Origin of the sequence: Paenibacillus sp. FSL R7-0128 (genome assembly GCF_038002245.1) — a bacterium.
Taxonomy (GTDB): domain Bacteria; phylum Bacillota; class Bacilli; order Paenibacillales; family Paenibacillaceae; genus Paenibacillus_AQ; species Paenibacillus_AQ silagei.
Genome location: NZ_JBBOCD010000001.1, coordinates 1,840,476 through 1,860,229 on the forward strand (window position 1 = coordinate 1,840,476; position 19,754 = coordinate 1,860,229).

General features: G+C 53.3%; 17 protein-coding genes. 8 read left to right on the forward strand and 9 right to left on the reverse strand.

Annotated elements, in window-relative coordinates:
* Positions 1-364: 364 nt before the first annotated feature.
* The 9 genes from NST26_RS07505 to NST26_RS07545 form a co-directional block, all read right to left on the reverse strand.
* On the reverse strand, positions 365-739 hold the full coding sequence (locus NST26_RS07505; protein WP_340955103.1) for a hypothetical protein: 375 nt from the start codon (positions 737-739) through the stop codon (positions 365-367).
* Positions 720-1,649 (reverse strand): phosphotransferase enzyme family protein, encoded by a 930-nt coding sequence (locus NST26_RS07510; RefSeq protein ID WP_340955101.1) that lies wholly within the window; start codon positions 1,647-1,649, stop codon positions 720-722. The genes NST26_RS07505 and NST26_RS07510 overlap by 20 nt, the downstream gene beginning before the upstream one ends.
* A 74-nt stretch (positions 1,650-1,723) precedes the next feature.
* Positions 1,724-2,176, reverse strand: a complete 453-nt coding sequence (locus tag NST26_RS07515; protein ID WP_076076440.1) for a GNAT family N-acetyltransferase — start codon at positions 2,174-2,176, stop codon at positions 1,724-1,726.
* Between the two features lie 37 nt (positions 2,177-2,213).
* On the reverse strand, positions 2,214-2,555 hold the full coding sequence (locus tag NST26_RS07520; RefSeq protein WP_340955099.1) for a DinB family protein: 342 nt from the start codon (positions 2,553-2,555) through the stop codon (positions 2,214-2,216).
* Between the two features lie 171 nt (positions 2,556-2,726).
* A complete protein-coding gene (locus tag NST26_RS07525) occupies positions 2,727-3,305 on the reverse strand; it encodes a hypothetical protein (RefSeq protein ID WP_340955097.1) in 579 nt (192 codons plus the stop codon).
* Positions 3,306-3,309: 4 nt separating this feature from the next.
* The gene (locus NST26_RS07530) at positions 3,310-3,834 is read right to left on the reverse strand and encodes a GrpB family protein (RefSeq protein ID WP_036725784.1); all 525 of its coding nucleotides are present in this window, start codon (positions 3,832-3,834) and stop codon (positions 3,310-3,312) included.
* A 375-nt stretch (positions 3,835-4,209) separates the two neighbouring features.
* Positions 4,210-4,473, reverse strand: coding sequence for a hypothetical protein (locus NST26_RS07535; RefSeq protein WP_340955094.1), 264 nt, complete (start codon positions 4,471-4,473; stop codon positions 4,210-4,212).
* 145 nt (positions 4,474-4,618) lie between these two features.
* Positions 4,619-5,548, reverse strand: coding sequence for an alpha/beta hydrolase family protein (locus tag NST26_RS07540; protein ID WP_340955093.1), 930 nt, complete (start codon positions 5,546-5,548; stop codon positions 4,619-4,621).
* 119 nt (positions 5,549-5,667) lie between these two features.
* Complete coding sequence (locus NST26_RS07545) at positions 5,668-6,654, reverse strand: alpha/beta hydrolase (protein WP_036725774.1); 987 nt, start codon at positions 6,652-6,654, stop codon at positions 5,668-5,670.
* Positions 6,655-6,861: 207 nt separating this feature from the next.
* Between NST26_RS07545 and iolG the strand changes: the two genes are divergently transcribed.
* The 8 genes from iolG (at position 6,862) to NST26_RS07585 (ending at position 19,585) form a co-directional block, all read left to right on the forward strand.
* The gene (iolG, locus tag NST26_RS07550; RefSeq protein WP_209875191.1) at positions 6,862-7,911 is read left to right on the forward strand and encodes an inositol 2-dehydrogenase; all 1,050 of its coding nucleotides are present in this window, start codon (positions 6,862-6,864) and stop codon (positions 7,909-7,911) included.
* A 39-nt stretch (positions 7,912-7,950) separates the two neighbouring features.
* Entirely contained in the window at positions 7,951-8,784 is an 834-nt protein-coding gene (gene iolB / locus NST26_RS07555) for a 5-deoxy-glucuronate isomerase (protein WP_340955089.1), read from the forward strand.
* A 198-nt stretch (positions 8,785-8,982) separates the two neighbouring features.
* Positions 8,983-9,993, forward strand: a complete 1,011-nt coding sequence (locus tag NST26_RS07560; protein ID WP_076076418.1) for a LacI family DNA-binding transcriptional regulator — start codon at positions 8,983-8,985, stop codon at positions 9,991-9,993.
* Between the two features lie 1,091 nt (positions 9,994-11,084).
* Complete coding sequence (gene iolC, locus NST26_RS07565; RefSeq protein WP_340955087.1) at positions 11,085-12,095, forward strand: 5-dehydro-2-deoxygluconokinase; 1,011 nt, start codon at positions 11,085-11,087, stop codon at positions 12,093-12,095.
* Positions 12,096-12,142: 47 nt separating this feature from the next.
* Positions 12,143-13,603: a CoA-acylating methylmalonate-semialdehyde dehydrogenase gene (locus tag NST26_RS07570; RefSeq protein ID WP_340955085.1), complete on the forward strand. Its 1,461-nt coding sequence runs from the start codon at positions 12,143-12,145 to the stop codon at positions 13,601-13,603.
* A 23-nt stretch (positions 13,604-13,626) separates the two neighbouring features.
* Positions 13,627-15,573 (forward strand): 3D-(3,5/4)-trihydroxycyclohexane-1,2-dione acylhydrolase (decyclizing), encoded by a 1,947-nt coding sequence (iolD, locus tag NST26_RS07575; RefSeq protein ID WP_340955083.1) that lies wholly within the window; start codon positions 13,627-13,629, stop codon positions 15,571-15,573.
* A 94-nt stretch (positions 15,574-15,667) separates the two neighbouring features.
* Positions 15,668-16,564: a myo-inosose-2 dehydratase gene (iolE, locus tag NST26_RS07580; protein ID WP_340980814.1), complete on the forward strand. Its 897-nt coding sequence runs from the start codon at positions 15,668-15,670 to the stop codon at positions 16,562-16,564.
* 753 nt (positions 16,565-17,317) lie between these two features.
* A complete protein-coding gene (locus NST26_RS07585) occupies positions 17,318-19,585 on the forward strand; it encodes a helix-turn-helix domain-containing protein (RefSeq protein WP_340955081.1) in 2,268 nt (755 codons plus the stop codon).
* Positions 19,586-19,754: the final 169 nt, after the last annotated feature.

A 19,754-nucleotide genomic window follows, 5' to 3' on the forward strand; every position in this document is an offset into this window, starting at 1 on the left:
GCATAGGAAGCTATCGTTTCCTCCTGCAGTGGATAAGGTGTGTGTAAATTTGTGGATAAGATTTCTTAGAGTGATTCGTAGAGTAACTGTGTTGCTGAAGGTATGCGAAAAACCGAATGCAATCGGCTGGTACAGCAGCGCCGCATAGCCCGAATGTATGTGGAAAACAGCATACGTTGTGCTCACATACCGGCGCATGGCCCGAATGTATGTGGAAAACAGCATACATTGTGCTCACATGCAGGCGTATGTCCTGAATGTATGCGAAAAACAGCATACATTGTGTTCGCAAGCAGGCATATGGCCCGAATGTATGCGAAAAACAGCATACATTGTGCAGGCACGGAGAATAGGTATGATTGCGTCAAGTATCCAAACCGTGGTCCTCATCAATGCACCAGCCGAATTCGTCGGCAATGGCCATCGCCAGACCGGTTATGGCATGTTCGAGCTGCTCATCCATCATCGCCGGCAGGATGACCTCGACCAGATTCACCTCTTCAATCCCTTCCAGGGTGTAGTAAGCATAACTGCCATCCGAATTTGCGGAGATTCCCTTCAGTCCAACATGCGTGCCGTGAAGCCTTTTGGAGAATTGAAGCGGTCCAGTCTGCTCAAATCCCAAGGTTTGCACGATAAACCGCACCAGTACCTCCGTCCTTACAGTCTTGGCGTAGCCCGCAGAATGAATACTGATATAGTCATACACCTCACTCACCTCACGTATGCATATACTCAATCTTGCTTCTGTACAGATTTAGAATGCGCACCTGCTCCTCGCTGAGCTCCTCGAAGTTCCAATACATATGCATCAGGTTGTACTCAAACAGCTCTTTCAGTCTCATAAACAGCGGCAGCTGTCTGGACATCTCGGCGGAGAGGGAATGCTCTTCCTTATATCCGTCCGTGATTGCCTTAGTTATCGCACGCTTATAGTCTATGAGGTTCTGTCCGCCCGCAAACGAGAACTCCAGGGCAGAGTAGATAGGCACCGCCAGATCATAGACGTAATAATGCCGCTCGCAATCCTGCCAGTCAATCATCGTCAGCGCAGAGTCACTGTCCACAAGCGTATTGTTCAGCCACAAGTCGCCGTGGATGATGCCGTAGTTCGCCTCATCTTTGGGCAGTCTTCGGACCTGCTTGAGCACATCCTTCACAATATCCCGTATGGCCCTCTCTTCTGCAGGAATAGACTTGAGAAAATCATATTCATCGTTATCATACCAATGCGGAATCGGCTGGGCCGCTTCAGAGTGCTGGTATTCTTTGCTCACCTGATGCATTCTGCCTATCTGCTGTCCAAGGGTTCTGAATATGGTTTTGTCCCATTTGGCCCGGGGCAGATGAATTCCGGCTGCCGCCTGGAACAAGACTACGCACTTCTCTTCTTCATTCATCAGCAGGGTGCTGACAAGCGAATCCTGTATTGTAGGTATAACCTCAGGCACCCGTACGCCCCGATTAAACAGATAAGTAGTCCAGTTCACTTCAGCTAATTGTTCTTCATAGGTCTTATAATTCGTGATTCGGGCGAAGAATGTCCCCTTCTCCGAGTGGCAACGGTACATTTCATTGGTGACGGCCTCCATACTGGAGAGTTGAACCGGATAGGTATTATTGAGGAATTGCAATATTTGTGCTTGCATAAGATGCGTTACCTCCCGCGGTAATTTCTGCACTGCATTAACATTGGTGAAGCTGTTCCGTATCCGAGAATGACTTACAGATCTTGAGACAGTCGGATCATATCCACCACCTGCATCCCGTTCTCATAGATTTCTTCACTATAATGTCTGATGAAAAAGTCCCTGTCTATCCCGGTGATCCGGAAGCCGCATTTCTGATACAACGCAAGCTGGCCGATACTAGAGTTGCCTGTGCCGATCTCCAGCGTTTTGAATCTGAGCCGCTTAGCCTCCTGAATCGCGTGATTCACCAGTTGCTTCCCGATTCCCTGCCCCTGGAACTCCTCATTCACTGCAATATTGACCAGCTCGGCAGTCTCCGGTCTTGTAGGCAGTAACACATAGACTCCGACCACTTGTTGATCCGCCTCAGCAACGAAGCATTGCCCTCTTGCCACATAGTCTTCAACCAGCTTCGGGGAAGGGTCCGCCAATAAGAGTAATCCGGTTGGTGGTTGTTCACCCGTATGTAATGCTCTGATCTCCATTTCTTGCATCGCTCCTTGTTCATTAATAGTTGCGAGGTTAAAGCCTTGAGAATGCGATGTAGTCAACAGGGGCAGGCTCTGCCGATTCCATCCGAAGGGCCCGGTTGATCTGTCCCCGGTGATATTGCCCATGTAACAGCACCTGCAGCAGGATGTCCCGGATGGAGGTCTGGAACGAACGTCCATTCTGGCTGCTGTAGCTGATCATCTGATCCAGCGCAGATTCTTCCAGCTTGCCGGTAGCTGCGGTATTCCTTAGCGTTAGCTTCGAACATTCGCCGAATCTCCGGCAGGTTTTCTGCTTCCTCCCATAACCAATATTGTACGTTGCCCTTTCCCTGCAATCGCGACAGCCAGACTTGCTCCGCCACCGCCACATGCCGCACCAGCTTCAGAAGCTCCGCGTCCTTCGTGTGACTCGCTTCGAGCGCATCCAAGATCCGCCCGTCCGCCCAGTACAGGTGGTCCATCATGCGCAGGATTGTCTTCATTGGAGTTCCTCCTTAGAGTTTTTTAGCTTATTTCCACTCATTCAGCCTATACAGAAAAGCTATTTAGGTAAGCTCCATGAATGAATTAGGGTCCCGTTCTTTTCCAATTGGCTGTAACGTATGGCATTCCTGTTCTTGAGTTCATGAAACAACTGATAATAGTCCCGTTCCAAGGCTTCCCAATCGCTATAATGTCCATTCCCCGCCGATTCTCCGCTTGGACAGCTGACATTGGTCTCATTGTACAGGATGCCATGGGAAGTTTGCCATTCAGGCAGGATGTCCTTCCATTCTCCATATACATGCCCCCGCCACTGCTCCCCTAAAGCCGACCGTAACAGATTCTTATTCACAGGATCAACTCCCCTGAACATCTCCAGTCCGGCAGGACCAAGATCCATGAAGAGGTTCCCGCAATTGGAGCACTGGTAAGCGGATTTGAACAGTCTAGTGATTAAGGATCTAATCCTCATAGCAGCTTCTTCCTTATCCCGCGGCGTCGGACCCGATTTCTCAATAGCATCGTCAATCTCATCCATAAGATCATCCTGATCCTGGTCCGCAAGGAAGTATCCTTTATAGGGCAAATAATCCGTATTGTCGTGGATTCGGTGTCCGCATTCACATCTGAAATTCATCGGCTCACCTCGCATCAGAACGCAGGCTTGTGTACCAGGAAAGCGCCTGTTGTTCCATTGAGCTCACAAATGCTTTTTTGGCCGGGCCGTACTGGCTGGTATCCTCGAAGCGATCCGCTAATTCTTGTTTGAACTGACTGTATCTTGCCGCTTCCGACGGATGGGCTCTTAAATAATCTCTGAACACGAGATGCCGTTCAATCTGAGGGTTGTCTGCCTGATAACAATGAATATGATGCGTCCTTGCCTCTCCGCCTTTGCGGAATAGCCTTCTGCCGGGAATTCCCCATTCTCCACCTGCATCATATCCGAGCAGTGTCATCTTATCGTTGTACGAGTCGATTTTGCCTATGTCTTTTACAATACACATCATATCAATGACGGGTTTAGCTTTTAAACCGGGCACTGAGGTGCTGCCAAAATGCTCAAAACGTACGATTTCATCCGCAAATATTGTAGTTAAAAACGAAGCTTCCTCTTGGTAACGGTTAACCCAGTCCGGATTATAATCGCTTAGTCTAACTTTCATGAAAAACCCTCCTACGATACAGTTACTACAGGATCACCCTCTGAATTGATTGGAACAACGGTTTCGCTAGGCTGTAATGCTACATTTCGAGACACAGCACCCTTATGAAAATACTCCCGCGTTATCCTACTCATCGAGTATAGTGGCTAGAGTGACCGCCAGGATTATTGGAATTAACATTGCAATTGTGCTGATTATTATAGCGATTAAGGATTTCTTTCTATCAGCCTTCATTTGTTGCAAACTCAAAGCTATACTAATGATTCCAAAGACAACACCAATCAGCGACGAGATGAACATGCCTCCAGTTAAGGCAATGAAACTAAGAATAAGTGCTATATTCCTATTAGCTTTCATAAGTAATCTATCCTTCTCTTAGATGCTTCCGGCAACACCTTTAATTTCCAATCTGCTTTTCCCAATTGAATAGACGTTTGCTTTCCTGGGGGGGCGGTAGTCTAAACGCTGGCTAACTAGTCCGCCGTATACATTTCCATCGCTATCCTTCATAAGAAGGTTGACGGCTTGATATCTGCCCTTCAATTCGTCAGGGAAATGCTTGAGATTGAATTCAATCATTTTGTTTGTAACATAAGATGTATCGTTTGTGCCGGGCACTTTCACTATTTGTAATTGCATTTGGAGCACTCCTTCAAGCAAGAGTTAAGATAGCCTAAGTGTATCATTGAGTACCCGTATTTAGCTGTAAAGAACATTTAAAATTAAGCAATACTGCCCCTGTAACTAATCTAAGAGGGTCCGTCATGTGCAGGGTGTCTTCGTGCTAAGTTCCTACAGGTTCACCCTCTGCGTTGATGGGAACAACGGTTTCTCCAGGCTGTAAAGCGAAATTTCGGCCCGCCTCACCCTTACAAAAGACCGCCTCCATGAATGCGGTTGCAGCTTCTGCGGTAACGGCGTGAACGGGAACTGCGTGTTGATCACCGTAATGAAGCGGAATATCCGAAAACGACATGTGCTGAGCCCCTTTTACCCGATAGAAATGGACATTATTCAGAGAGTTGAAGGCATAGCGCTGCCCATCGATGTAATCGGATGCAATGGTCTCATTCATAGATGCTGCCATCTCCCGGTACGCCGAAGCTTCTTGCCGCAGCAGCAGAACTGGAACAGAAGAGGGGACGTCTTCGCGGCGTATGAGGTGAAAACTGGGATCGAGCAGGACAGCCGCCTTGATCCGGTGATCCTGCTTGGCGGCCTCCAGGGAGGCGGCACCTCCGAGCGAATGTCCCAGGACAGCAATCTTATCCAGGTCGAACAGCCCGGCGAGCTCAGCATCATCGGAGCAGTTAAGCGTCTCAAGAACGTCCATAACTGCGTGTATATATTGAACCCGGTTGTTTAACAGACGGGACCAACTGGTGTAGTCACTGCTTGCCAGCTCCGCCATTTCCGGTGCCTGCTTGAGATAGCTGCCATCTGGAAATACGGTGAACACGGACTCATGCGGAGCGCTAATTGTAACTACCACGTAGTTTTTGGAGACTAGTTTGGAGATCAATCCAAGATACATATCGCGTTCTACACCGAAACCAGGGGAGAAGAGGACGACGGGATACCCTCCCTGTTTTGGAGCTATGGCCCCGTTGGTTGTTACACTGGTAATATTCAAGTTGTCCAGATCCACGCCCATCTCTGTCAAAAGCTTGGCGGCCTTCGCCTGACAAGGGGCATACAGGTCTATACCCTTCACCGGTTCTCCCCCGATGGCTGGATGAAAAATACTAATAACGAGTCTGGAACTTCCTTCCACAACCCTTATGAATCTCCCAATCATGTTAGCTCACCTTTCATAATGGATATATATTCCTACTAAATAGACGCCTGCTTGTCTGTTTGGTTGCGATGATTTTCTCTTAATAAACTCAGTACCGAATCTACGACAGCTTGCGGCTGATAGAGTTGAATGGAATGCCAGCTATCCGTGGCGATGATCTGCCGGGTTTTTGCGGTTAACTGGAGGAGCTTCTTCTGTGATTGTTGCCAATCCTCATTCTGCCTTCCGGCAGATAATACGATGATTGGTAATTCCGGAACTAAAGGCTCTGACTCTATTAATTGGAGGGCACTTTCTATAGTGCAGAGAGATTCCAGATATGCCGCTTTATACGCATTATTTCGATATCCGAGTGTATTCACTGTATGTTGAACTGGTGGAGGCAGCCGTTTGGCACCAATAGGTTGTTTTAATAGACGGGGCAACCCAATAGGGGATAAAAGATAACCCATTCTTAGCCGTCTCAGGTGCCGCAGCCGTTCTTCATATCTGATTTGATTAAAAGTGGATTCTATGAATCTTTGCTCATGTGTGGAGTCCACAAGAATAATCCCGGAGACCTCTTCAGGATACTTAGAAGCAAACAGCCGCATGATCATTCCGCCATAGGAGTGCCCTACAAGAATGTATGGGGGTTCTAATTCAAGCTGCGTCAATAATTCCCGCAAATCACGAACATAGCCTTCGCAAGTTGGCTCACTGATAGGTGTAGTGCTCCAACCGAAACCGGCCCGGTCATAGGAGAGGACCTTGGTATGCTTAGCTAATGCGGGTTGAACCAATGACCAATCCAGAGCACAACCACCCATTCCTGCTTCTAATAGAATCGTCGGAAGATTACTTGTGTTGCTGCCGGTAACCATCGCATGGAGATGATGTGAGCCAACTGAAATCTTTTCTCCTGGAGCTTTATATTTATACAGAAGGTATCTGGAAAGAGCCGCTTGAATCCCTGTGAATGGAAGTCCGATCAGAGAAATAATGACACGAAGAAGGCTTTCGGTAAAATTAATTTTGCTCATAAGTCACCTCATTTGCTGTTCTAGTTTAGATAATATAGGAATTCATGGGGTGTTAAAGAGAAATCTTACTGTATCTATTTCCTATTTTATTTCGGCCTACGCTTATCTGATCTTTTTGAGAAAAGATTTGCTTGAAGCTTTCCCGGGCATGAAGTATACTGTTCTCGGGAAGGTTAAGCGCTTACCCTTTGAGGAGGATAAGCGAACATGGTTAAACCGATTGTAGTTGGCATTATCGGAGCGGGAAGAATCGGCCGCCTCCACGCAGACAATCTGCGTGCGATGCCGTCGTTCAAACTGAAGTCCATAGCTGAAGCTATGATGAGTGAGGAATTGCTGGCCTGGGCAGAGAGCAGGGGGCTTGGCTCTGTTTTTGCTGCGGGTGAAGATATACTGAATGATCCTGAGATTGAAGCGGTGTTCATCTGCACGCCGACTGATTCGCATGCGTCCTGGATTGAGCGGGCTGCGCACGCGGGCAAACATATCTTCTGTGAGAAGCCGATTAGCCTCTCCTCGGAAGAGACCCAGCGGGCTTTGCAGGCGGCAGAGGACGCTGGCGTGCTGCTGCAAGTCGGCTTCAACCGCCGGATGGACCCCAGCTTCCGCAAGCTGAAGCGGCTGGTTCAGTCCGGAGAGCTGGGAAATCCTCATATTGTGAAGATTACCTCGCGTGACCCGCAGCCTCCCGGTGAAGCTTATGTACGTTCTTCCGGTGGGATGTTCATGGATATGACGATTCATGATTTCGATATGGCCCGTTATCTCGTAGGCAGTGAAGTGGCTGAGGTCTATACCCGGGGGGCGAACCTGATTGATCCGATGTTCGGCCGTTGCGGGGATGTGGACACCGCCGTCATTACATTGACGTTCGTGAATGGGGCGATCTGCGTGATCGACAACAGCCGGCAGGCCGTATACGGCTATGATCAACGGGTCGAGGTCTTCGGAACGCTGGGTTCGGCGACCGCCGACAACTGCCGCCCGACAACAGTTGAGGTATCCACCGCGACTTCGGTTACCCGCGATCAGCCGGAGCATTTCTTCCTGGAGCGCTATAACCAGGCATTCACGGAGGAGATTGCTGCGTTCGCCCGTTCCGTGCGGCTACAGGAGCCGGTGATCTGCAGCGGCCGTGACGGCGAAGCCGCACAGCTCATTGCTGAAGCAGCCAGAGAATCGTATCTGAGCGGACTTCCCGTCAAGCTGTCTGTAACTGCTGCGGAAGCAGGATTTTCTGAACTGCAGGCCTTGTAAGCGGATACAGATTCTGAAGACAGAGGAGGATGAACGAGGATGTCTGATCTACTGATTAAGGCCGGAGCGCCGGATAAGGATGGCTGTATCGCTGCGGTCAGCCCCGAGAGTGCCGGATGGAAGTATGTCGGGTTCAAGGTGTACCAATTGCAGGCCGGGGCTACCCTGGAGCGTGATAGCGGGGGGGACGAGATCTGCCTGGTGCTGCTGGCGGGCAAAGCAGACATAGAGGTGGATGGCGAGCGGTTCGCCGATATCGGCGGACGCATGTCGGTCTTTGAAGATATGGCTCCTTATGCTGTGTATGTTCCGGCGGGAGCGCATTATGAGGTTACTGCACTGACAGAGCTGGAGCTTGGAGTCTGTCTTGCTCCGGGAAGCGGCAAATATCCGGCACGGCTGATTACCCCGTCAGATGCGGCAATCGAGGATCGCGGCTATGGCAGTATGTCACGCAAGGTTGTTAATATCCTGCCAGAACACAGCGTAGCCGAGAGCCTGCTGGTGGTCGAGGTGCGCACGGGCGGCGGCAATTGGTCCAGCTATCCGCCGCACAAGCATGACCAGGATAACCTGCCGGCCGAATCCTATTTGGAGGAGACATACTATCACCGGGTTAATCCCGCCCACGGCTTCGTGGTGCAGCGGGTCTATAATGATGACCGCAGTCTCGACGAGACTATTGCTGTTCCGGATAAGAGCATTGTGCTTGTGCCGGAGGGCTATCATCCTGTCTCAGCACCGCCGGGATATGATTCGTATTATCTTAACGTGATGGCCGGACCGGTGCGCACATGGGTGTTCCACAATGATCCCGATCATGAGTGGCTGTTCAAGCCGGGACAGAGCGGCTCTGCGGCAGCGGCAGAGTAAATAGAGCTGAAGAGTGTAGAAAGTTATGCAGCTTGGCAGATAAGCGAATGGATTATTATGGGGCTTCCGCGCAGCGGGAGCCTTTTTGAACTAGCTGGTCTGTAGAAGACACACATACCCGATAGATGGACAGCGTGGGAGGACTTCCTTATAATCGAAGGATAAGAAGGCATGAACGCAAAGGCGGGCTTAATAACAATGAAACCTACGATCTATGATGTGGCACGGGAAGCAGGCGTCTCTATCGCTACGGTGTCCAAGGTATTGAATAAAAGCGGCCGGATCAGCGACAAGACGCGGGAAAAGGTAGGGCGGGTCATGGAGGAGCTGAACTACCAGCCCAGTCTGGTAGCTTCTGCGTTGACCAGCCGCCGGACGGGTACCATCGGGCTGATGATCCCCGATATTGCCAATCCTTTTTTTGCGGAGACGGCCCGCGGCATCGAGGATTACGCCCAGGAGCAGGGCAGCGACTTAATCGTGTGCAGTACGGACCGCAGCGATGAGAAGGCGGCCCGGTACATCTCGCTGCTGCTGCGCAAACGGGTGGATGGCCTGATTATTGCCTCTCATACGGGGAATCCTGAGCTGATTCGCGGAATGGTGGCTGATCATGTGCCGCTCGTACTGTTCTCAGCCGATATCCGTATGCTGGAGGGCAACAGTGTCACCGTCGATGATTACAAGGGCGGCTATCAGGCTACGGAATATTTGCTGTCCCTCGGTCACCGCAGGCTGGGAGTGATCTCTGACAATCTGCCGGGGAGCAGGCTGCGGGTGGAGGGGTTCCTGGATGCGCTGAAGGCGGCCGGGATTTCTTTTGACAATCCGGCGAATATGATCCACACCTCGGCAACGCTGGAGAACGGGCGTACGGCAGCAGCAGAAATGTTGAACCAGGCACAGAACATACGCCCGACAGCCATCTTTGGCTGCAATGATCTGCTGGCGATCGGGGTGCTCAAGGAGGCGCGCAGTGCCGGCCTGTCCATTCCCCGCGACCTGTCCGTAGTAGGCTTCGACAATACGATGCTGGCCGAAATCTGCCATCCCTCGCTGACCAGTATCGCCCAGCCTCTGCGCGAGATGACCGAGCAGGCGATGCTTCTGCTGAATGAATCAATCAGTAACCCCACCAGCCCCAAGCGCAAAATCATGCTGATGCCCGAACTTGTCATCCGCCATTCGACGGGTCCGGTTCCGCACTAAGCACACATTATCTATTCAAGGCCTGTTCCGGCTGCGGCTGGGAGCGGGTCTTTTTTGCGTGCTGTAGTTGGGGAAGAGCGAGATGTGTGGGGGGAGTGTGCTGGAGGGATGCGAAAAACCGAACACAATGGGCCGAGCGAGTGTGTGTGGGCGAGATGTAAGCGAAAAACCGAACATAATGGGTATTGCGGAGGCGCATGGACCAAATGTAGGCGAAAAACCGAACACAATGGGCAGTGCGGAGGCTCGTGGGCCAAATGTAGGCGAAAAACAGGCATGACAAGACAGAGGCCTTGTCACCCCCAGGAATGAAAATAAGTCGGGTACATCAGTCGCATCCCGACTTTTATTTTCGTATTAAACCGAACACAATGGGCAGTGCGGAGGCGCGTGAAGCAAATGTAGACGAAAAACCGAACACATTGGGCAGGCGCGAGGCGCGTGGGCCAAATGTAGGCGAAAAACCGAACACAATGGGCTAGCCGACTCTCCCCGCTAGGCAGCAGCATGTGCTAAGTCGGAGAACAAGTGGATTTACTACAGCTGCTGGCGAACAATTGCCCGCCGGAGGAGCAGTAGTTGGAAAAATGGCACTTGAATAATCCCGACATCCACCTTGGCTGCAAAATCAATCACAGTAGTTGCTTTTTTCCACTTGCTTGCTCCTAAGTATCAAAAAATGAGAAATTAAGCTGCGTTTTTCCACCTGTTTTTCCGGGGGGTGAGGTTCCCCTTCAATTCCTTCACCCTGCTTGTTGAGATCGCTTTCAAATTGAGGATTGCCAAAAGCTCGCTTCTAAACTATACTAAAGTAGAAAATTAGGTTAAGCGCTTACCCTCCCCCAAAAAGAAATGAAACATTCTGTGCCGAAGGAAACGATTAAATGTTGAAATATTCAATCCGCACGCCAAGCGACTCTTACAGCTGCGTATCAAATTAAACTTACGATTATGCGATTTATAGCTGCACTGTACGATCTACAACTTCACTGTGTGATTTTCAACTTCATTGTCCCATTCACAGCGTTTTACAGCCATTCGTATTACCGAATGAACCACCTTTTCCCTAGCTTGATCAAGGAGGCATCACTATGAACGGTTTACAGTTCGACTCTGACCGGCGGCTGGATGTAGTTGCTGTTGGCCGGTTGTGTATTGATTTGAACGCCAATGAGACCGGGCGGCCGATGGAAGAGACGATGACTTTCACCAAATATGTCGGCGGCTCTCCGGCGAATATTATCATTGGTGCAGCGCGGCTCGGCATGCGTACCGGTTTTATCGGCAAGCTGGCCGACGACCAGATGGGCAGGTTCATCCGCAGCTATCTGCGCAAGGATGGCATTGACGACAGCCAGGTGTGCGTGGACCGGACGGGTGCGGTGACGGGGCTGGCTTTTACAGAAATTAAGAGCCCGCAGGAGTGCAGCATTCTAATGTACCGCGACCATGTGGCTGATCTGCTGCTGAACACGGAGGAGATCTCGGAGGAGTACATCGCCAGCTCCAAGGCGCTGCTCATCTCCGGTACGGCGCTGGCGCAGAGCCCTTCCCGCGAAGCGGTGTTCCTGGCACTGGAATTTGCCCGCAAGCATAACGTGACCGTGTTCTTCGATCTCGATTACCGCCCTTATACCTGGACATCAGCCGCTGAAACGGCGGTCTACTATAACCTCGCAGCCGAGAAAAGCCACTGCATCATCGGCACGCGCGAAGAATTCGATATGATGGAGAATCTGTATAATCTGGCTGGCGCCGATGATCAGGCCACCGCAGCCCGCTGGTTCTCGCATCAGGCAGAGCTGGTGGTCATCAAGCACGGCGGCAGCGGCTCGATCGGCTATACAGCGGATGGGCAGAGCCACCGGAGCGGGATTTTCCCGGCAAAAGTGCTCAAGACGTTCGGCGCAGGCGATTCCTATGCGTCAGCCTTCATCCACAGTCTGATGAGCGGGCACAGTGTAAGCGAGGCGATGCGGCGCGGCAGTGCCTCGGCCTCGATTGTCATCTCCCGCCACAGCTGCTCCGATGCTATGCCAACCCTGGAGGAGCTGGAGGAATTCCTGCGAACTAACGAGGAGGTTACAGCAGGAGCGCAATAAGTAAGGTTAGTCAGCAGACTTTATATAGAACAGAAGGAGTGGACAGAATGACAGAGCAAACGGCACAAGTACTCAAAAATTATATCAACGGGCAATGGGTAACAGCCGATACGGAGCAGACGGAGCCGGTAGTTAATCCGGCCACAGGTGAGCTGCTGGGCAGAACGCCTTTATCCGGCAGAGCCGATGTAGACCGGGCGGTGGCGGCGGCTAAGGCAGCTTTTGCAGGCTGGTCTGCAACACCGGTGCCGCGCAGAGCACGGATTCTGTTCAAATATCAGCAGCTGCTAGTAGAGAATTGGGAGCCGCTGGCGAAGATCATCACCCTGGAGAACGGCAAAAGCTTCAAAGAAGCCTACGGCGAGGTCCAACGCGGCATTGAATGCGTAGAATTCGCAGCAGGTGCTCCGACACTGATGATGGGCCGGCAGCTGCCGGATATTGCGACTGGCATCGAGTCAGGCATGTACCGCTATCCGATTGGAGTGGTTGGCGGGATTACCCCGTTCAATTTCCCGATGATGGTGCCTTGCTGGATGTTCCCGCTGGCGATTGCCTGCGGCAACACCTTTGTGCTGAAGCCATCGGAGCGTACACCGCTGCTGGCGGCCCGCCTTGCGGAGCTGCTGGAGGAAGCCGGACTGCCTAACGGTGTGCTAAATGTGGTGAACGGCGCGCATGAGGTGGTGAACGGGCTGCTGGAGCACCCGGATGTCAAGGCGATTTCTTTTGTCGGATCGCAGCCGGTGGCGGAATATGTATACAAAAAAGGAACAGACCATCTCAAGCGCGTTCAGGCGCTAGCCGGAGCGAAGAACCACTCCATCGTGCTGGCGGACGCGAACCTGGAGGCTTCGGCCTCCCAGATTGTGAATGCGGCCTTCGGCTCTGCCGGGGAACGCTGCATGGCCTGCTCGGTGGTAACGGTGCAGGAGGAAGTCGCCGATGAGCTGATCTCGATCCTGCTGCGGGAGTGCAACAGCATGACCATCGGGAATGGACTGGAGGAGGATACGTTCCTGGGGCCGGTGATCCGTCAAGGCCATAAAGAGCGGACAGTTAGCTACATTGAACAGGGGATCGCCGAAGGCGCGAAGCTGCTCAGGGATGGCCGTGAGGATGCGGCGGTACAGCGAGACGGTTATTTCATCGGACCTACGCTGTTCGACGGGGTGACAGAGGAGATGAAGATCTGGCAGGAGGAGATTTTTGCGCCGGTGCTGTCGGTGATCCGGGTGAAGGATGTGGCCCAGGCGGTGGAGATTGCGAATCGCTCGCGGTTTGCGAACGGAGCTTGTATCTTCACGAATGATGGCGGGAAGGTCCGTTACTTCCGCGAACATATCGAGTCCGGCATGCTGGGAGTCAATGTTGGAGTGCCTGCACCGATGGCCTTCTTCCCGTTCTCGGGCTGGAAGGATTCGTTCTACGGCGATCTTCATGCGAACGGAAGCGACGGGGTAGAATTCTATACGCGCAAAAAAGTCGTCACTGCCCGCTGGCAGTAGACAAGGCGAAGGGAGGACATGAAGTGGAACGTATCCGATTAACGACAGCGCAGGCGCTGGTTAAATTTCTGAATCAGCAGTATGTGGATTACGGCGGCGGGCCGGAACGCTTCGTGCACGGGGTATTCACCGTGTTCGGGCATGGTAATGTACTTGGATTGGGGCAGGCCTTGCAGGAAGCGCCGGGTGAACTGACCGTCTACCAGGGACGCAATGAGCAAGGGATGGTTCACGCGGCGACCGCGTTCGCCAAGCAGAGCCGCAGACGGAAGATTATGGCCTGTACGGCTTCAGTGGGGCCGGGGGCTGCCAATATGCTGACGGCTGCTGCAACAGCAACGGCGAATCAGATTCCTGTGCTGCTGCTGCCGGGAGATACCTTCGCTACCCGCCAGCCTGACCCGGTGCTCCAGCAGATGGAGCATACGTATAACTTGTCGATCACGGTCAATGATGCCTTCAAGGCGGTCAGCAAATACTGGGACCGTGTCACCCGGCCGGAGCAGCTGATGTCGGCAATGCTGAACGCGATGCGGGTGCTGACGGATCCGGGAGATACCGGGGCGGTTACGATTGCGCTGCCGCAGGATGTGCAGGGCGAAGCCTGGGAGTACCCGGCTGATTTCTTCCGCAAGCGGATTCACCGGGTCATCGCCCGGCTGCCTCATCCGCAGGAGATTGCGGCTGCGGCTGAGCTGATCGCCAGCAAGCAGCGGCCGCTGCTGGTCTGCGGCGGGGGTGTCCGGTATGGGGATGCCGGAGCGGCGCTGCGCGCTTTTGCCGAGAAATTCGCCATTCCGTTCGGAGAGACCCAGGCCGGTAAAAGCGCCGTAGCCAGCAGCTTCGAGTACAACCTCGGCGGCATTGGCGTCACCGGCAACGGCTGCGCGAATGAGCTGGCCCCTGAGGCCGATCTGGTGATCGGCGTAGGCACCCGGTTTACGGACTTCACCACCGCCTCGAAGAGTCTGTTCAGTCATCCTGAGGTGGAATTCCTGACGCTGAACGCCTCGCCATATCATGCGGCCAAACTGGATGCGCTTGCGGTGGTCTGCGATGCTGCTGAAGGCTTGAACGCCTTAGCCGCAGCGCTGGAAGAGCGGGGATACCGCTCTGCGTATACGGATGAGATCACCCAGGCGAAGAAATCGTGGGCTGCGGAGAGAGAACGCCTGGCTGGTGTGGAGTATCCGGTGAACACCGGCAACACAGGTGCGTTCACCCCGGAGGTAGCCGGTCATCTCGATGAGAAGCTCCCGGAATATGCAGAGGTGCTAGGCACTTCGCTGACCCAGACGCAGGTGCTGGGGATCATTAATGAAGCGATTCCGCAGGATGCGATTGTCATTGGAGCGGCGGGCAGTCTGCCTGGAGATATGCAGCGGATGTGGAACTCGGAGGTGCCGGATACCTATCATATGGAATACGGATTCTCGTGTATGGGCTATGAGATTGCCGGGGCGCTGGGCATCAAGCTGGCTGAGCCGGGGCGTGAAGTCTACGCGCTGGTCGGGGACGGCAGCTACCAGATGCTGCATTCTGAGCTGGTAACCAGCCTGCAGGAGAACCGGAAGATCAACGTCCTTCTGCTGGATAATGCAGGCTTCGGCTGTATTAATAATCTGCAGATGGAGCAGGGAATGGACAGCATGGCCACAGAATTCCGCCACCGGGGTACGGACGGCCAGCTCAGTGGTGAGCTGATGCGGATCGACTATGCGGCAAGTGCGGCCGGTTATGGGGTGCAGACCTTCCGCGCGTCTACAGCCCAGGAGCTTCACACGGCCCTGGCGGCGGCCCGCCAATCGGAACGCTCCACGCTGATCGACATCAAAGTGCTGCCGAAGACGATGACCCATGGCTATGGGGCCTGGTGGAATGTCGGGGTTGCGGAAGTGTCTGGCAAGGAAGCGGTACAGGAGGCTTATGACCGGAAGCACAGCGGACTCAAGAAAGCCCGGAGCTACTAAGCGGGCGCTGCATGTGCGCGAACCAAGGCAGACGGCGCACAGTGGATCAAGGATTCTGCCATACTTGGGATTGTGGAAGGGGTAGAACATGAGCATGTTCAGAGACAATGCCGTCCGGCTGGCGATCGCTCCGATTGCCTGGACGAATGATGATATGCCTGAGCTGGGTGGCGGCAATACGTTCGAGCAATGCATCAGCGAGATGGCGCTTGCCGGATATGAGGGCAGCGAGGTGGGCAACAAGTATCCGCGTTCCCCGGAGCTTTTGCACAAGGCACTGGAACTGCGCGGTCTGAGTATCGCCAGTGCCTGGTTCAGCGCCTTCCTGACGGTGCGTCCGTATGAGGAGACAGCGGAAGCCTTCCGTGCGCACCGGGATTTCCTGCATGAGATGGGTGCCAAGGTCATTGTAGTATCCGAGCAGGGCCGGAGTATTCAGGGGCAGATGGATACGCCGCTGTTCGCTGACAAGCCGGTATTTACCGAAGCGGATTGGGCTGCGCTTGCGGCAGGTCTTAGCGGGCTGGGACGGCTGGCGGCTGAGAAGGGCATGACGCTGGTCTATCACCATCACATGGGCACCGGGGTGCAGACTGCAGCGGAGATTGCCCGGCTGATGGAGCTTACAGATCCTAATGAAGTATCGCTGCTATACGATACGGGACATCTGGCCTTCTCCGGCGAGAATCCTCTGGAGGTGCTGCGTGAGCATCTGCCGCGGATTAAGCATGTGCATCTGAAGGACATCCGTCCGGAGGTAGTCAAGCGGGTGAAGGCAGAGAACCTAAGCTTCCTTCAGGCGGTAAAAGCGGGAGCCTTCACCGTACCGGGCGATGGCTGCATCGTGTTCGGGGAGATTTTTGCCGAACTGGCGGCCTCCCCGTATACGGGCTGGTTCGTCGTCGAAGCGGAGCAGGACCCGGCGCTGGCCGATCCGCTGGAATATGCGATCAAGGCGCGGCGGTATATCCGGGAGCATAGCGGTTTGTAGGACATCCGGGTGGCAGCCTGTATGTCTGAAGGGCAGGAATATGCGGGGGTGCACAGCTGCGGCTGTGCGCGCTCCGTTTTTTCATGAAATCCATAGATCAGGTGGAAGCTACGGGCGGAGTTAGTTGGAATTACTCCACTTGCTGCCGGAAGAATGAATCCTGGTACAACAGCAGTTGGAAAAACAGCACTTAATTTAATCACATTTCATTCAAAGTGCCATTATCGATACTATTAAATGCTGTTTTTCCACTTGCTTGGGCATAAATGTAATAAATTGAATAAATAAGATGCATTTATCCACCTGTTGTGGCCGGAGTCGGTTGCAGGGGTGGTGGACGAGTGGGTTGAAGACAGTGCCGGAGTTGGTTACCGAGGTATGCCAAGGTGGTTGTGAAGCAGTTACAGCAGCGTTGGCCGCTGTGATTGTTAAGGTAGTGCGTGCGCAGTTACAGTGGCACCCGCCGAAGCGGTTGAAGCGCTAATTACTGACTGTTTGTGGAGGCAGTTACAACCTGCACCAGCACAGGAGAATGGCGGGAAAAGGCCCGAGGGGAGTTGACTTTATCTGGTTAGCTGGAGGGGAAGCGCATGTGCTATAATGGCAGGAATTCGAACGGCGGTCAGTATGGCCGGTTGCCGCAGATGAAATAGATCTGAAGTCCATAGCCGCCCCAGAGCAGCCTTGGACGATATGTATATGAAGCGGCCGGATGCGGCCGGGTATTCTGATGGTTGTGGAGGAGGTTGTCGAATGTCCCGTTCCTGGTATCGCCGGTTGCTGCTGTCTTATTTCCCTATATTTTTGCTGACGGTGACGATTCTGATCTTTGCCTCATTTGTGTTTATTAATGATATCTCCCGGACGGAGACGAAGAAGGCAGACCGCATCTCCGCCAGCTATCTCAGGGATAGTGTGGACCGGACGATCAAGGAAGCCGAGCTGTCGGTGCTGGATGCGGTAGAGCGGAGCGAGGTCTACAAACGTTATTTCAATACGCAGAGCCAGCCGGACCAGGCGACGGTCTATGCGGTTGCCCAGAGTCTGCGCAATCTGATACAGGAATCCTCATATATCCAGTCGGTGTATTTGTATGACCGGGTGCGTGGAAGCGTTCTTACCGATACGGGGCTGAAGGAGCTGGAGGGATTCGCCGATGAGGACTGGATCAGGGCCATGACTTCGACTCCGGCAGTACCGGAAGGCTGGCAACCGGTCAGGGATTATCATTCGGGTCTGTCCCAGCGTACAGAAATTCGTGTGCTGACAACCAATAAAGCAATGCCGCTTCCCTTCGGCTCCGGGGGAATACTGGTCATTAACATTAAAGTGAGTGCCCTGGAGCAGCTCATCGACAGCATGGTTAACCAGCAGCTCTCGTTCATGACTATTGTGGACGGCAATGGCAACACCGTGTACCAGGCCCATTCCGATACGGAAGGTGCGGCTGACGGCAAGCTGCTGAACACACTTAAGCTGGAGAGAACCGGCTGGACGTTCGAGAGCGGAATCAAGGCGGGGAATCTGTTCAGTTGGGTCTCTGTGATCTCTTATCTCTGGGTAGCGATTGCGGTGGGGACCGTGCTCTGTGCGGTATTGTATCTAATCTATGTAACCCGGCGCAATTATAAGCCGATCCAGGTGATTATGAACCGGATTGAAGGCCATCAGATCCGCACGATGGATCAGTCTACCGACAGGCCGGACGAGATGATGCTGATTGACGGCGTGCTGGAGAATCTGATTAACCACATGACCGATTATGATACCAAAACCAGGGAGAACCTGCTGCTGCAGCGCAGCAAGCTGTTCACCGATCTGCTGCATAGCGAGCGGCTGGAGCAGGTGACCCGGCGGCTGGAGGAGCTGTCTCCGCTTACTGGTGCGAATGCTTCCTCGCGCTTCATCGTTGTGCTTGGGGAGATCAACCGCTATGAGCAGGTATTCGAGGACAGGTATACCCGGGGGGATCAGAATACGCTGAAGTTTGCTCTGATGAATGTATTTCAGGAATTGGCACGGAATGCGGAGCTGCAGGGATGGGCAGAATGGGTGGGCACCGAACGCGCAGCGATTCTGTTCCTGGCGACTGGCAGCGATCAGGAGATGGAGGCCAAGCTCCGGGTCTTCGCGGAGGATTGCCGCTCCTGGGTCGAGCAGAATCTGCGGATCTCGCTCAGCTTCGGTATCGGCTCCGCTGCCGCCGGGCCGGGGATGATCCGGGAGTCTTATGCGGCAGCCGAATATGTGATGCAGCACAAGCTGCTGATTCATGAGGATATCGTCTTGGCAGGCAGCGGCGAAGCGCGCCAGCCGCTGCTTGAGACGTATAAATATCTGCAGATGATTGCTGAATTCGTGAAGTATTTCCGCATGTCGAGCGGCCAGTGGCGGGAGCAGCTGGAACGGATCTTCGGGTCGTTTGAACAGGATTTCCTGAAGGACGAGGATATCCGTTCCCTGATCCAGGCTATGCTGCAGATGCTGAGCCGGGAAGTGGCGGTGATGTCTGAACAGCTGCAGGACGAGCTGTCGGCAGAGAATGCTGAGGTCCGGCTGAAGCAGCTGGAGGAGGCCGAGGCGCTCCATGAAGTGAAGACGGTTCTATTCGAATATGTCACCGACTTATTCCGCACCTATGTCTCTGCCAGCGAAACGAAGAGCTACCGGGCCATGGTCAATGAGATGAAGGATTATATCGAAGAGAATTTCACGAATCCCGATCTCTCGCTGAAGCATCTGAGTGACCGGTTCCAGGTCTCCGGCAAATATGCCAGCTATTTGTTCAAGACCGAATTCAAAATGAAGTTCGTGGATTTCCTCACCGAGCTGCGGATGAAGGAAGCGGAGCAGCTGCTGATAGATACGGATTGTTCCCTCCAGGATATCGCACTTCAAGTAGGGTATGGGAATGCCATTTCATTCGGAAGAGTCTTCAAGCGGATTGCCGGCATCACGCCGGGCGATTACCGCTCCTCCAGACGCCGCGAAGCAGCCTCCAGATTGGAGCCGCAGGACTAGCGTAAGCTGGGGAAATGAAGGAATTCCGTTTGATGGTGAAGCATGGGATTCATCTGCCGCATTCGTGTAAGGTCCAGGCCGCATTTCTCTTACGCCAACCGCTGAACAAGGGGGGCGAATAGCGATGCGGCCTGTGTTTTTGCTGATATGAAAGCGGTTTATTGTACGA